Below are 13,174 nucleotides of genomic sequence, written 5' to 3' on the forward strand. Positions count from 1 at the left end.
GGCCTTTCAGATAACCGCCGATTTCGTCACGATTTGGGCGGCACATGAAAAGGCTACTCTACTTATGCGTGTCCGGCAATGATCTGGATCAACTGCGCTGTCTGCTCGCGGCGCGGTCGGGTTTGGCACTGGTACAGGCGCTTCAGGCGCAGTAGCTTTGGCGCCGATCCCGGCCAGAAGGAGCCACAAGATGCGCGCTTTTCGCGTCACCGCCCATGACACCCCGCCCGCCCTGACCCGGATGGATCCGCCGCAACCCGGACCGGGGGAGGTCCTGGTGGAAATCGCGGCCTGTGGGCTGAATTTCGCGGATTTGCTGATGATCCGGGGGCAGTATCAGGACACGCCCGCCCTGCCCTTCACATTGGGCATGGAAATCGCCGGAACCGTGCGCGGCCATGGCGACGGGGTGACCGGCCCCGCCATCGGCACCCGGGTTGCGGTGTTTGCCGATCAGGGCGGGCTTGCCGAGTTTGGGGTTTTCCCCGCGTCCCGCGCCATCGCCATCCCCGAGGAGATGCCGTTCGAGGATGCGGCGGGGTTCCTGATCGCCTATGGCACTTCCCATCTGGCGCTGGCGCATCGGGCGCATCTGCGGGCGGGGGAACGGTTGCTGGTGCTGGGTGCCGCGGGCGGTGTCGGTCTGACAGCGGTCGAAATCGGGGCCCGCATGGGCGCCGAGGTGATCGCCTGCGCGCGCGGGGCCGACAAGCTGGCCGCGGCCCGCGCCGCCGGGGCGGCCCACGCGATCGACAGTGAAACCGGCGACATCCGCGCCGAGGTCAAGGCGTTGGGCGGGGCCGATGTGGTCTATGACGCGGTGGGCGGCGCGCAATTCACCGCGGCGATGCGGTGCACCAACCCCGAAGGGCGCATTCTGGTCATCGGTTTCGCCAGCGGAGAGATCCCCGACATTCCGGCCAACCACCTGCTGGTCAAGAACATCTCCGTGATCGGCCATTACTGGGGCGGCTACATGCAATTCGCGCCCGAAACCCTGACGGACAGTCTTGCGACCCTGTTCGGCTGGTATCGCGACGGCGGGCTCAGGCCGCATATCGGGGCCACCTATCCGCTGGATCAGGCCGCCGATGCACTGGCGCTGCTGAAAGGGCGGAATTCGACGGGCAAGGTTGTCGTGACACCGTAAAGCCGCCGGACCGGGGCGGGTCGTCCCGAGGACCCGCACGGCGACGGCCCGCGCGGCCGGTCGGGCACATGGAATGGCCCCACCTTCACCAATGAACCGGAGCCCGGCGTCTTCCACGAAAGCACCGACGGCAAGATCTATTTCTTTCCCGATCTGGGGCCGGTCGACACGCTGAGCGAAGCCAGCGCCGTTTCGCCCGCCCACCGGTCCGGCCCAGTCGGCCCCCGTGGCCACGCCAGAAAAAAAGCCCCCCGTGCGCGCAGGCACGAGGGGCTTTTCCGATGTTTACGTGGTGCTGGAGGTTACTCGTCCTCAAGGCTCAGCGCGACGAAACGCGGGTTCCCGGCGCGGCGGATCAGCAACAGAATGCTCTTCTGTCCGGCGTCCCGGGCCTCGGTCACGCGGGTCTCAAACTCCGCAACGTCGCTGACCGGGCGCTGGCCCACCTCGGTAATGATGTCGCCGGCCATGAGGCCCTTGGCGGCGGCGTCGCTTTCGACATCCACCGCTTCGATCACCAGCCCGCCCTGAACGCCCTGGGCGCCCAGTTCCTCGCGGCGCGCATCGGTCAGCGGCGTCAGCGTCATGCCCATCACATCGGCGCTGGAGGGCGTCTGCGGCGTGGCACCCGGCCCTGCGGCCCCTTCGGCGGTTTCCCGTCGCCCGAGCGTCACCCGCAGGGTCTGCGTGGCGCCGTCGCGGAACACCACCATGCGCACGGTCTCGCCCACCGGTGCGTTGCCCACGTTGCGGACCAGTTCGCCGGTATCGTTCACATCCGTTCCATCGAAGGACAGAATGACATCGCCAACCTCCACACCGGCCTCCATCGCCGGGCCTTCCGGCACGTCGGTCACAAGCGCGCCGCGTGCCTCCTCAAGGCCCAGACCTTCGGCGATATCGTCGGTCACGTTCTGAATGCGCACACCCAGCCAGCCGCGGCGGGTTTCGCCAAACTCACGCAATTGCGCCACGACATCGGTCACCACGGTGGATGACATGGCAAAGCCAATGCCGATCGAGCCGCCATTGGGCGACAGGATCGCCGTGTTCACGCCGATGACCTCGCCATCCATGTTGAAAAGCGGCCCGCCCGAGTTGCCCCTGTTGATCGCGGCATCGGTCTGGATGAAATCGTCATACTGGCCTGACAATTCACGCCCGCGGGCCGACACGATACCGGCGGAGACCGAAAAGCCCTGACCAAGGGGGTTGCCCATGGCCATGACCCAATCGCCCACGCGCATCACATCGCTGTCGCCGAAGGGAACGAAGGGCAGCGGTTCATCGGGCTCCACCTTCAAAAGCGCGATATCCGTGCTGGGGTCGGTCCCGATCACCTCGGCATCAAGCACGAACCCGCCGCGAAACTCGATCAGGATTTCATCGGCCCCTGTGATCACGTGATTATTGGTCACGATATAGCCGTCTTCGGAGATCACGAACCCGGAGCCGAGCGCCTGACTGCGGCGCGGCGCTTCCTGCCCGCGATTGTTGCGGTTCATGAAGTCGTTGAAGAAATCCTCCAGCGGGGAGCCTTCGGGCACCATCGGCTGCGGGCCCGTGCGGGCGGCCACCACCGATGAGGTCGTGATGTTGACCACGGCATCGCCCACCTGATCGACCAGATCGGCAAATGTCGCGGGTCGGGCCGTCTGGGCGCTTGCCGGGGAAAAGCTGGCCAGAACGGCTAGGATCGCCATCGCCAGGATCATCGCCATCATCGATACGCGATAGACCATGCTACGCTCCTGACTGGCGCTCAGGGCGTAGGCACGCGCCCCTTGTCGCTGATGGGTCTTTTGGATGTTCACGGATCGTCCTCCTGTCACGCCGTAGGCGGATGTCTCCCGCCCTTCGACCCATAATATTTGACCGAAGACGGCTATAATCAACCGCAGCCGTGTGGCTCAGGGATCAGATATCCGCCAGTTCGGTGTCACATAGACGTGAAGCAGTCTCGCATCCGGGCATCCACCCGGCAATGAGTCTCTTGCCCCGGCCCCGGTCCGCACCGTTTTTCAGCCCAGAAGACTTGTCGCCCAGGACACCAGGACGGCCCCGATCACGATTGCGAAAAAGCCGATGAGCCGGCGGGTCTCCACCGGGATCTGGGTCAGCACGCGCATCAGGTCTTCCAGACGCGATGGGGCCAGTGCGAACACCAGCCCCTCGATTACCAGAACCATGCCGATCCCCAGAAGGATCGTCGCAAGCATCGGACGGGCCTATTCCTGCGCGGGCGCCAGAAGCGTGCCCCGGGATTCGCCCAGATACTCGAAGAACTCGCCATCCGGGCTGATCACCATGGTGGAGTTCTGCTGCCGCAGGGCGCGCTCATAGGCCGTCATCGACCGGTAGAACTCGAAGAATTCCGGGTCCTGACCGAAGGCTTCGGCGAAGATCCGGTTGCGTTCGGCATCTGCCTCACCCCGGATGATCTCCGCCTCGCGATTGGCCTCCGACACAAGCTCGACCACCGTCCGGTCCGCCTGCGCGCGCACCCTGAGCGCGGCCTCTTCACCCCGGGCGCGTTCGTCCGTCGCCTCCCGTTCGCGTTCCGCCCGCATCCGCGAGAAGGTCGCATCGAGGTTCTGGGTCGGCAGATTGGTCTGCTTCAGACGCACATCGAGCACTTCCAGTCCAAGCGGCAGCGCACTTGCCCGGGCCTGCGCGGTGATCCGCGCCATGAGTTGGGCCCGATCGGCCGAAAGGATCGTGTTGGATGTCACCCCCTCGGAACCGAGCACCCCCCGGATCTGCGGGTTCAGAATACCCTCCAGCCGCGCCTCGGCCACGCTCATCCCGCCGACGCCCACGGCACGGCGGAACTGCTCCACATCGTTGATCCGGTACCGTGCGAAGGCGTCCACGACCAGACGCCGGTCATCGGACGGGGTCACCTCGATCGCGGCTGTGTCGAGCGACAGGATCCGGTCGTCGTAATAGACCACTTGCTGAGCGATCGGGATCTTGAAGTACAATCCCGGGTCTTCGATGGCCTGGCGGATCTGGCCGAACTGCAGAACCAGCGCGCGCTGCCGCTCGTCCACGATGAAGATCGAACTGAGCAGCCCGATCACCGCGACGATCACCACGGGGACGACATAAACCATACGTTTCATCAGTTGCTGCTCCCTGTGGTGGTGGTGGTTGCTCCGGCGCCGCTATTGCGGCGCAGTTCGTTCAGCGGCAGATAAGGCACAACACCGTTCGTGCCGCCCTCTCCATTGCTGTCGAGGATGACCAGATCGACATCGCTGAAGACCCGCTCCATGGTTTCGAGATAAAGGCGTCGCCGCGTCACTTCCGGGGCTTGCTCATATTCGCCCAGCACCGCGAGGAAGCGGCTCGCTTCACCTTCGGCCTCGTTCACCACCCGGGCGCGATACCCTTCGGCCTGTTCGAGAAGCTGGGCCGACTCACCCCGGGCGCCGGCCAGAACCTGGTTGGCATAGGCATCCGCACGGCGTTCAAGCTGGTCGCGCTCCTGTTCGGCGGCCTGCACGTCGCGGAACGCATCGATCACTTCCGATGGCGGGTCGGCGCGGTCGAGGTTCAGACGAACGATATTGATACCGCTTTCATAGCTGTCGAGCGTGGACTGGATCAGTTCACGCACCGTATCGGCGATGGCTTCCCGGTCCCGGTTCAGGATCGGCGCCAGCTGGGAGGCCGCGATGATCTCCCGCATGGCCGATTCCGACACCGCGCGCACGGTCGCTTCCGGGTCACGCAGATTGAACAGGAACTTGCTCGGATCGTTGATGTTCCAGACCACTTCGAAATCGATGTCCACGATGTTCTCGTCCGTGGTCAGCATCAGCCCGGTATCGGAGGCGCCGGACCGGTTGGTCCCGATGCTTTCCGTCCGTTCCGAGGTCACCGCGATGACTTCGGCGGTGACCACCGGCCAGGGCGCGAAGTTCAGGCCCGGCTCGCCCACCTGGGAAAACGTGCCCAGAAACAATTCCACCGACTGCTCTTCGGGCCGCACCGTGTAGACCGACGAGAAGAGCCAGAGAAGAAACAGGGCCGCACCGCCCAGGAGCCATCCGCGGCGCCCGATCTCCGGGAACTGACCGCCACCGTCGCCGGAGCCGCGGTTGCCGCCACCGCGCCCGCCCATGAGCACGCGCAACTGCTCCTGACCCTTGCGGACGATTTCATCAATCTCGGGGATCTGCTGGCTGCCATCGCCGCCGCCGGGCCTGCGCCCGCCGCCTCGGTTATCATCACCGCCGCGGTTGCCACCGCCGCTTCCGGAGCCGCCTCCGCCGCCCCATGGACCGCCGTTATTGCCAGCCATTGATGTCTATTCCCCTCATCATCACGTCTGTTGTGTGTCTATATGGGGCCTAATGGCCCCAGTTGCACGGGCAACCTGTGCGTTTTCTGCGTGAAATCAAGCCACCCGCATGGGTGTCTTCATCGTCACCAGTTCTTCGGACATCGTCGGGTGCACCGCGACGGTCCTGTCAAAGTCTTCCTTGGTTGCGCCCATTTTGACCGCAATCCCAGCAAGTTGGATCATCTCTCCGGCCCCGGGCGCGACGATATGACAGCCCAGAACGGTGCGGTTTTCCTTCGAAACGACCAGTTTCATCAGCACCCGGTCCGGCCGCCCCGCAAAGGCCGATTGCATGGGCCGGAACGAGGTGCAGTAGATTTCCACCGGCTCCCGTTCGCGGGCCTCTTCCTCGGTCAGACCGACCGTGCCCAGTTCGGGCTGCGTGAACACCGCCGAGGGGATCAGGTGGTGATCGACCGGCGTCGGGTTGCCGTTGAACACCGTCTCGACGAAGGCCATGCCCTCGCGGATCGCGACCGGGGTCAGCTGCACCCGGTTGGTCACATCGCCGATCGCATAGATCGAGGGGACGGCCGTCTGGCTGTAGTCATCCACCACGATCTCCCCGCGGCGGCCGATTTCCACGCCGATCTCCTTCAGCCCCATGTCTTCGGTGTTGGGGTCCCGCCCGGTCGCGAACAAGACCGCGTCATAGACCGCTTCGGTGCCGTTGGTCGCCTTGACCCAGACCGGCCCCGAGCCACCACCATCCGCATCCTCGCCCACCCGTTCGCCCGCGGGCGCGCCCATCGCCGCATCGCTCTGCGTGCCGGTCCAGCTGGCCGTGTGATCGTCGCTGGCGCGGGCCATTTCCACGATGTTGGTGCCCAGATGCAGGTTCACCCCTTTTTCGCGCATCATCTCGGCCACCAGCCCGCGCGCCTCGTCATCAAAGCCGCGCAGGATCTGCGCGCCGCGATAGAATTGCGTCACCTCCACGCCCAGCCCGTTCATGATGCCCGCGAACTCGCAGGCGATGTAGCCGCCGCCGATGATCAGCAGACGCTTGGGCAGTTCGGGCAGATGGAAGATGTCGTCCGATACGATCCCCAGATGCGCATTCGCCATGTCCGGGCGTACCGGCCGCCCGCCGGTCGCCACCAGGATGTGCTTCGCCGTCTTCTTCGCCCCGTCGGCCAGTTCCACCGTATGGGCATCGGCCAGACGCGCCCGGGTATCGTAGATCTCCACATCCGAGCCCTTCAGGAGGTTGCGATACACCCCTTCCAGCCGGTCTAGCTCCGAATTCAGATGTTGGGAGAATCGCGGCCAGTCGAAGGCGCCGTCCTCCAGATCCCAGCCATAGCTGCGCGCGTCGTCGAACATCTCGCGATAACCCGAAGCGAAGACCATGAGCTTTTTCGGCACGCAGCCGCGGATCACGCAGGTGCCGCCCATCCGGCTGCTTTCCGCAATCGCCACCCGGGCCCCGCCCGCCGCCGCAACCCGCGCCGCACGCACCCCGCCGGACCCGCCGCCGATGACGAAAAGGTCGTAATCAAATGCCATCAGCCGGTCCTTCCCGCGCCCTTAGTCGGCGACATCGACGAACAGGTTATCGGTGTCGACGATCTCGATCCGTTCATGTTCCACGGTGCCGTTGTTGATGTCGCGCACCTCGACCGTACCATCGGAATTGCCGATCACGACGATGTCGCAGATATCCAGGAACAGCCCGTTTTCCACCACGCCGGGGATCTGGTTCAGAACCAGGCTCAACTGCTGCGGGTTGCCGATACGGCGCAGGTGCAGGTCCAGAATATAGTTGCCCTCGTCGGTGCGAAACGGCTCGTCCATGTTCAGTCGAAGCGACGCATTCCGGCCCTGAACATCAATGTTCGAAAGCATTTCCTCGATCAGCGCCTTGGTCGTCTGCCAGCCGAACGGGATCACCTCCACCGGCAGGGGAAACGCGCCCAGCGTGTCCACCTGCTTGGACGGATCGGCGATCACGATCATCTGGTCCGACGCGGTGGCGACGATCTTTTCCTGCAACAGCGCCCCACCGCCGCCCTTGATCAGGTTCAGGTTGCTGTCGTATTCATCCGCCCCGTCGATCGTCAGATCCAGCCATTTGACCTCGTCCAGCGTTCTGATCGGCACACCGACCTGCCGGGCCAGATCGGCCGTCCGCGACGAGGTGGCCACGCCCGTGACCCGGATGCCCTCCTCCCGGACGATCTCTCCCAGACAGCGCACCATCCACGCGGCGGTGGAGCCGGTGCCAAGGCCCACGCGCATCCCGTCCTCAACATAATCGACCGCCCGCTTGGCAGCCACGAATTTCGCTCGGTCGATGGGCGAAAGCTCCGCCGTCATGTTGGTATCCGTCCGTTGTTTCGGGGCCTGTTTACAGAAGCCGGTGCGGGCATGCGAGAGGAAATGACCTCAGATCAGCGCCTCCAGCGCGGCATCGAGCATCTCGCGCGGCAGGATGATCAGCATGCCGGGCCCGTCAAAGGCCATTTCGACCCGCGGCGCCACCGCCTCGTTCGAGGTTCCGATCTGCCCCCAGGGCCGGAAGTCGACCGGGTCGATCGGCCAGCGCAAACCGGTGGACCGGCCCCGGACCGGCGCCAGAGGAAACAACGACACCCGCGTGCCCGGCGGCAGCGTCAGGGCGATCTCGGGCGGGGCGTGAAAGGCGATGTCATCGCTTCCCAGTACCACGCAGGTCTTCTCGGGCCGGGTCACCAGCGTGTTGTAGACAGACAGCTCATGATCGATCCGCCGGCCGGTAAACCCCACCGCAATCACCCCCGGCGCCGCGATATTGCGCAGGGCCTTGTCGAAATCGGTGCTGATTTGTTCATCAATATGGTGAATACTGCGCGGGTCCAGTGCGGCCCGTGCCGCCGATCCAAGCGAATCCATGTCGCCGATCACGGCCCGGGGTCGATGACCGCTGGCGAGCGCCCGATCGGCCCCGCCATCGGCGGCCACAAGAACCGGTGCGCGGCGCAGCGCATCGGCAAGATCGGCGGGTTCATGCTGCCCCCCGCCCAATAATGTCACCAATGTGTCAGCGCGAACAATCACAGAAGGATTTGGCAAATTGTCGCCTTTTTTGAGGTTAAAGATCACCGAATGGCCCAAATACCGTCCCGTTTCCTAGGAATCAGTTTGTTACACCAAATGACGAGATGGTAAATTCCGGCCTCGTCCGGACGAGCAGAGTGAAGTTGAGCGATGTCTGACGCAAACAAGATCTTGACCGTATCCTACGGCACATTTTCCTGCACTCTGGAGGGCTTCGAAGACCCGTTCAGTGCGATGAAAGGCATTGCCGAGTATTTCCGCGACCTTGCCGCGGAGGACCGGTATTTCGGCGCCGAGCCCCCCACGCCCGATACCGAGATGCTGCAACGCATCACCGAAGAGGCGATCAACCGCCGGGTCGAGGCGCGGATGTCCGAAACCGGGCTGATCATGCGCCCGCAGATCGAGGACGCGGTCGAAACGCCGGCTGCCGATGAAGTTGCCCTGGCAGATCGCGCCCCCATCTCGCCCGCCCCGGCGACAGCCACGGAAGACAACATAGTCGCCAAACTCGATGCGGTTGCCGACGCGCCCGAGGCCGAACTGAAAGCCCCCGACACGGAGCCGCTCGCCACCGCCACGCCGCAGCCGGACGAACCCGAAGATGGCGTCCCCGAAGATGCCGGCCGGGGCGACGCCGATGACAAGGAGAAGCCGGTCGCGGAAGACACGCGCCCGGTCGAAATCGTCGCAGAGACCGAGGACACGCCGGACACCGGCGATGAGGCCGTCGCAGTCACGCAGGCGCCCGAAGCCGCGGCCGAAGAACCCGACGAGGCATCCGACGACATCGCCGCCATCGCCCCTGAGGAGACCACGGAGGAGGACACGTCCGGGACCGACGCCGCCGACATGGAGCCCGCCGAGAGCGAGGCCGCGGCTGAAGCCGCCGAGCTTGATCAAGAGCCCGCGGATGACGGGACCGAGGATGACGGGGCCGAAGCGGAAGACGCGATGCTGGCCAGCATCGCTGCCGCCACCGCTTCCGAAGATCGGGCGGATGATAAGGCGCAGGATGCGGATATCTTCGCCGGTGAGAGCGATGAGGAAGGCTCCTTCGCCGAAACCTCCGACGCCGGGCCATCCGAGGATATCGACGTCGCCGCCTTCTTTGCCGAGGGCGAGGGGGATGAGCCCGAACTGGCCGAAGATGACGGGTTCTTCGCCGACCAGCCCGCCGATGGAGCCGAAAGCGTCGCCGCCAAACTGGCGCGGATCCGTCAGGTCGTCGCCGAGGAAGACGACGGAGATGCGCCGACCGACTGGTTCATCGAGGATCAGGACAGCGGTACCGCCGATGACGTCCCCGAGGCCGAGGCCTTCGCCGAAGCGTCACCGGATATGGCCGACGACCTGCCCGAAGCGGAAACCGCAGAGGACGAGTCGCAGGCAGTCGCCGACGCCGCATCTGAAGAGGACGGGGCGGAGACCGGTGCCGAAAGCACCGACCCCGAGGCGCAGGCCGACACCGCGCCGGAAGATGCGATCCGGGCCGAGATCACCGTCCTGCGCGCCAGCCGGGACGACACCGCCGCCGCCCCGGACGCCACCGAAGACATGCCCGCCGAAGATCATGCGGAGGCCGCGCTCAGCGCCGAAGCAGAAGCGGAATTGCAGGCCGAACTGGCCGCGATCGAACGCGAACGTCAGGCGCAGGAAGAACAGCGCGCCTCCCGGCGGCGCCAGTTTGCCGATCCCGACGAGCGCGAAGAGGCGGATGCCGAAGTCAGCCGCCTGTTCGAGGCCACCGCCAGCCGTCTGGAAACCGAGGAAACCAACCGCCGCCGCGCCAATATCGAACATCTCAAGGCCGCCGTCGCCGCGCGGAGCGCCGAGGAAAAACTCGGCGGCAGTGACAGCGCCGGTTCCGATCATACTGCGGATTACCGCGACGATCTGGCCCGTGTTATGCGCCCGCGCAGGGTGCGCGTCGATGGCACCCGCCGCCCGCGGGCCGAAAACCGGCCGGCGCCGCTCGTGCTTGTCTCCGAACAGCGGATCGACACCGCGCGCGACACCGGCGGCGACACGCCTGCCGCCCCCGCACGGCCGCGCCGCGTGACCTCCGGCAGCCTTGCGCTGGCCGATCACGAAGACGAGGCACGGATGCAGAGCCCGCTCCGCCTCAACGAGGAGAACCGGGCCGAGACCCAGACGCGCGCGGAGCCGGCCCCGGAGTTTTCCGAGACCGACCGCGCAGACACCGCACCGCAGCACCGCGACGACACCGGCGACCGGCACGCACCGCGCAAGATCGCGTCAAGCCTTGCCGATCTGGCCGCCCGCGCCGGTCAGATCATCGGCGCGGCCAGTTCCCGCAGGCGTGCGGAATTCATCGAAGAGGACGCGACAGCCGCGGAGACCGCGTATCTGGCGGAGCCGGAGCGGGACATGGCCGCGCATCAGACCCACCACGCCGATGCCGCAACCGACGAGATCGCGCCGGTCGACAGGCCCCGGCAGGACACGCCCCGCCCGACGGAGCCCGAGAGCGATTACGACGACGACCTGGCCGATGATCTGGCCGACACCGGCACATGGACCGAGGATCAGACGGATGCGTCTGCCCGGCCCGCGGCGGACGCCACCGATGCCACGGCCACCGAAGAGACGGACGCGCCCGCGCAACCGGCGACCGGTTTCCCCGCCTATCTGGCCAAACACGATGCCAGCACCGTGCAGGACAAGATGGAACTGGCCGCCGCCTATATCACCCACGAAGAAGGGCGCAGCGTTTTCGGCCGCCCCGATCTCGTGCGGCACATGTCGGCAGCGGGCGACGACGCGGCCGACCGGGAAGAGGGGCTGCGCGCCTTCGGCATCCTGCTGCGCGACCGTCTGATCAAGAAGGTCGGCCGTGGCGAATACAGGCTGACCCGCCGGTCCCGCTACTTCAAGCGCTGAACCAGCCTGCGAGCCGCAGGAAAGACCCCATGCCTCTTTCCCCGGAGGCATGGGGTTTCTTCATGGATCATGGGGGTCTGAAACGTAATGGCGCCGCGATGCCTACGGGTCCTTGGGCGGGGCCGCGTCCGGGTCCGCCTGACCGACGCCCCGGAACACCGCCTTGAAGGGCAGCGCCCAGAGAATTCCCAGGACCACATAGATCGCAAGTTCGACCAGCACCGAGGGCCGTTCGAACAGGCTCACCACGAACCACGCCGCCGCGATGTAGAGCGGCAGGCCAAGCAGCAGGATCAGCAGCGACAGCCGCCGTCTGGTCTTGTAGCTCAAGGCCATGGGTCGCCCTCCTTCTTCAGTCGGCAAACGGATCGGTCACAAGGATCGTGTCCTCGCGCTCCGGCGAGGTGGACAGTAGGGCGACCGGGCACTGGATCAACTCCTCGATCCGCCGGACATACTTCACCGCCTCGCCCGGAAGATCGGCCCAGGAGCGGGCGCCCGCGGTGCTGTCGGACCAACCTTTCATCGTTTCATAGATCGGGGTCACGCGCGCCTGCTGCTCGGATGCGATCGGCAGATAATCCAGCCGTTTCCCGTCCAGCTCGTAGCCGACACAGATTTTCAGCTCCTCGAACCCGTCCAGAACATCCAGCTTCGTCAACGAGATACCGTTCACGCCCGAGGTCGCGCAGGTCTGGCGCACCAGCACCGCGTCGAACCAGCCGCAGCGGCGCTTGCGACCGGTGGTGGTGCCGAATTCGTGGCCCTGTTCGCCAAGGCGCTGGCCATCCTCATCGAACAGTTCGGTCGGAAACGGGCCCTCGCCCACACGGGTCGTGTAGGCCTTGACGATGCCCAGCACGAAATCGATCGAGCCCGGGCCGACGCCCACGCCGGTGGCGGCCTGCCCGGCGATGACGTTGGAGGAGGTCACAAACGGGTAGGTTCCGAAATCGATATCCAGAAGCGCGCCCTGCGCCCCCTCGAAGAGAATACGCTTGCCCGCACGGCGCGCCTCGTTCAGCACCTTCCAGACCGGTTTCGCATAAGGCAGGATCTGCGGAGCCACCGCGCGGAGCGATGCCAGAAGCGCGTCGCGGTCCACCGGGTCCAGCCCCAGCCCCCGGCGCAGCGCGTCGTGATGGATCAGCGCGCGATCCACGCGCAGTTCCAGCGTCGCGTCATCCGCCAGATCGGCGACGCGCACCGACCGGCGCCCCACCTTGTCCTCATAGGCCGGGCCGATCCCGCGCCCGGTGGTGCCGATCTTGGCTACGCTGTTCTGGCTTTCCCGCGCCCGGTCAAGCTCTCCGTGGATCGGCAGGATCAGCGGCGTGTTCTCGGCCACCATCAGGGTTTCGGGCGTGATCTCGACACCCTGGCCGCGGATCCCCTCGATTTCCTCCATCAGATGCCACGGATCCAGCACCACACCATTGCCGATGACCGACAGCTTGCCGCCGCGCACCACGCCCGAGGGCAGCGCGTGCAGCTTGTAGACCTCGCCGTCGATCACAAGTGTGTGGCCCGCATTGTGCCCGCCCTGAAACCGCGCGATCACGTCGGCGCGTTCGCTGAGCCAGTCGACGATCTTGCCCTTGCCCTCGTCGCCCCATTGCGCGCCGACAACCACCACATTGGCCATGTTCCGAAACCCCGTTGTCGTGAAACCGGTGCCGGTATAGCCGCGCGCGCCCGGGGGCGAAACCTGTTTGTTTCGCGCCACGCAA

The 13,174-nt window shown here is 65.6% G+C and carries 11 protein-coding genes; 2 read left to right on the top strand and 9 right to left on the bottom strand.

Annotated features, from left to right (window positions below; all coding sequences use genetic code 11):
* Nucleotides 1–190: 190 nt before the first annotated feature.
* Entirely contained in the window at nt 191–1,150 is a 960-nt protein-coding gene (locus tag ACQ651_RS11260) for an NADPH:quinone oxidoreductase family protein (protein ID WP_430449311.1), read from the top strand.
* A 302-nt stretch (nt 1,151–1,452) separates the two neighbouring features.
* On the opposite strand, the gene ACQ651_RS11265 is transcribed toward ACQ651_RS11260, so the two are convergent.
* The 7 genes from ACQ651_RS11265 to ACQ651_RS11295 form a co-directional block, all read right to left on the bottom strand.
* Complete coding sequence (locus ACQ651_RS11265; RefSeq protein WP_430450324.1) at nt 1,453–2,892, bottom strand: Do family serine endopeptidase; 1,440 nt, start codon at nt 2,890–2,892, stop codon at nt 1,453–1,455.
* 279 nt (nt 2,893–3,171) lie between these two features.
* Complete coding sequence (locus ACQ651_RS11270; RefSeq protein WP_227285026.1) at nt 3,172–3,369, bottom strand: DUF2065 domain-containing protein; 198 nt, start codon at nt 3,367–3,369, stop codon at nt 3,172–3,174.
* Between the two features lie 9 nt (nt 3,370–3,378).
* Nucleotides 3,379–4,275: a protease modulator HflC gene (hflC, locus tag ACQ651_RS11275; protein WP_227285027.1), complete on the bottom strand. Its 897-nt coding sequence runs from the start codon at nt 4,273–4,275 to the stop codon at nt 3,379–3,381.
* A complete protein-coding gene (gene hflK / locus ACQ651_RS11280; protein ID WP_227285028.1) occupies nt 4,275–5,459 on the bottom strand; it encodes an FtsH protease activity modulator HflK in 1,185 nt (394 codons plus the stop codon). Before hflK ends, hflC begins: the two co-directional genes overlap by 1 nt.
* 96 nt (nt 5,460–5,555) lie before the next feature.
* Nucleotides 5,556–7,010 (bottom strand): FAD-dependent oxidoreductase, encoded by a 1,455-nt coding sequence (locus tag ACQ651_RS11285; RefSeq protein WP_227285029.1) that lies wholly within the window; start codon nt 7,008–7,010, stop codon nt 5,556–5,558.
* 21 nt (nt 7,011–7,031) lie between these two features.
* Nucleotides 7,032–7,820, bottom strand: coding sequence for a ribose-5-phosphate isomerase RpiA (gene rpiA / locus ACQ651_RS11290; protein WP_227285030.1), 789 nt, complete (start codon nt 7,818–7,820; stop codon nt 7,032–7,034).
* Nucleotides 7,821–7,889: 69 nt separating this feature from the next.
* The gene (locus tag ACQ651_RS11295) at nt 7,890–8,516 is read right to left on the bottom strand and encodes a thiamine diphosphokinase (protein ID WP_430449312.1); all 627 of its coding nucleotides are present in this window, start codon (nt 8,514–8,516) and stop codon (nt 7,890–7,892) included.
* Nucleotides 8,517–8,690: 174 nt separating this feature from the next.
* Here ACQ651_RS11295 and ACQ651_RS11300 point away from each other — a divergent pair, with 174 nt between their 5' ends.
* Complete coding sequence (locus tag ACQ651_RS11300; protein ID WP_430449313.1) at nt 8,691–11,444, top strand: hypothetical protein; 2,754 nt, start codon at nt 8,691–8,693, stop codon at nt 11,442–11,444.
* Between the two features lie 102 nt (nt 11,445–11,546).
* Here ACQ651_RS11300 and ACQ651_RS11305 read toward each other — a convergent pair whose 3' ends face one another.
* Both ACQ651_RS11305 and ACQ651_RS11310 read right to left on the bottom strand, forming a co-directional pair.
* On the bottom strand, nt 11,547–11,780 hold the full coding sequence (locus ACQ651_RS11305) for a DUF2842 domain-containing protein (protein WP_227285033.1): 234 nt from the start codon (nt 11,778–11,780) through the stop codon (nt 11,547–11,549).
* Nucleotides 11,781–11,796: 16 nt separating this feature from the next.
* The gene (locus tag ACQ651_RS11310) at nt 11,797–13,089 is read right to left on the bottom strand and encodes an adenylosuccinate synthase (RefSeq protein ID WP_430450325.1); all 1,293 of its coding nucleotides are present in this window, start codon (nt 13,087–13,089) and stop codon (nt 11,797–11,799) included.
* Between the last annotated feature and the right edge of the window lie 85 nt (nt 13,090–13,174).

Origin of the sequence: Rhodophyticola sp. (assembly GCF_965284195.1) — a bacterium.
Classification (GTDB): domain Bacteria; phylum Pseudomonadota; class Alphaproteobacteria; order Rhodobacterales; family Rhodobacteraceae; genus Rhodophyticola.

Excerpts from the sequence above, each read along its gene's own strand:
- rpiA (WP_227285030.1), bottom strand. The coding sequence starts at position 7,820 with ATGACGGCGGAGCTTTCGCCCATCGACCGAGCGAAATTCGTGGCTGCC.
- ACQ651_RS11260 (WP_430449311.1), top strand. The coding sequence starts at position 191 with ATGCGCGCTTTTCGCGTCACCGCCCATGACACCCCGCCCGCCCTGACC.
- ACQ651_RS11305 (WP_227285033.1), bottom strand. The coding sequence starts at position 11,780 with ATGGCCTTGAGCTACAAGACCAGACGGCGGCTGTCGCTGCTGATCCTG.
- hflC (WP_227285027.1), bottom strand. The coding sequence starts at position 4,275 with ATGAAACGTATGGTTTATGTCGTCCCCGTGGTGATCGTCGCGGTGATC.
- ACQ651_RS11270 (WP_227285026.1), bottom strand. The coding sequence starts at position 3,369 with ATGCTTGCGACGATCCTTCTGGGGATCGGCATGGTTCTGGTAATCGAG.
- ACQ651_RS11300 (WP_430449313.1), top strand. The coding sequence starts at position 8,691 with ATGTCTGACGCAAACAAGATCTTGACCGTATCCTACGGCACATTTTCC.
- ACQ651_RS11265 (WP_430450324.1), bottom strand. The coding sequence starts at position 2,892 with ATGGTCTATCGCGTATCGATGATGGCGATGATCCTGGCGATGGCGATC.
- hflK (WP_227285028.1), bottom strand. The coding sequence starts at position 5,459 with ATGGCTGGCAATAACGGCGGTCCATGGGGCGGCGGAGGCGGCTCCGGA.
- ACQ651_RS11285 (WP_227285029.1), bottom strand. The coding sequence starts at position 7,010 with ATGGCATTTGATTACGACCTTTTCGTCATCGGCGGCGGGTCCGGCGGG.
- ACQ651_RS11310 (WP_430450325.1), bottom strand. The coding sequence starts at position 13,089 with ATGGCCAATGTGGTGGTTGTCGGCGCGCAATGGGGCGACGAGGGCAAG.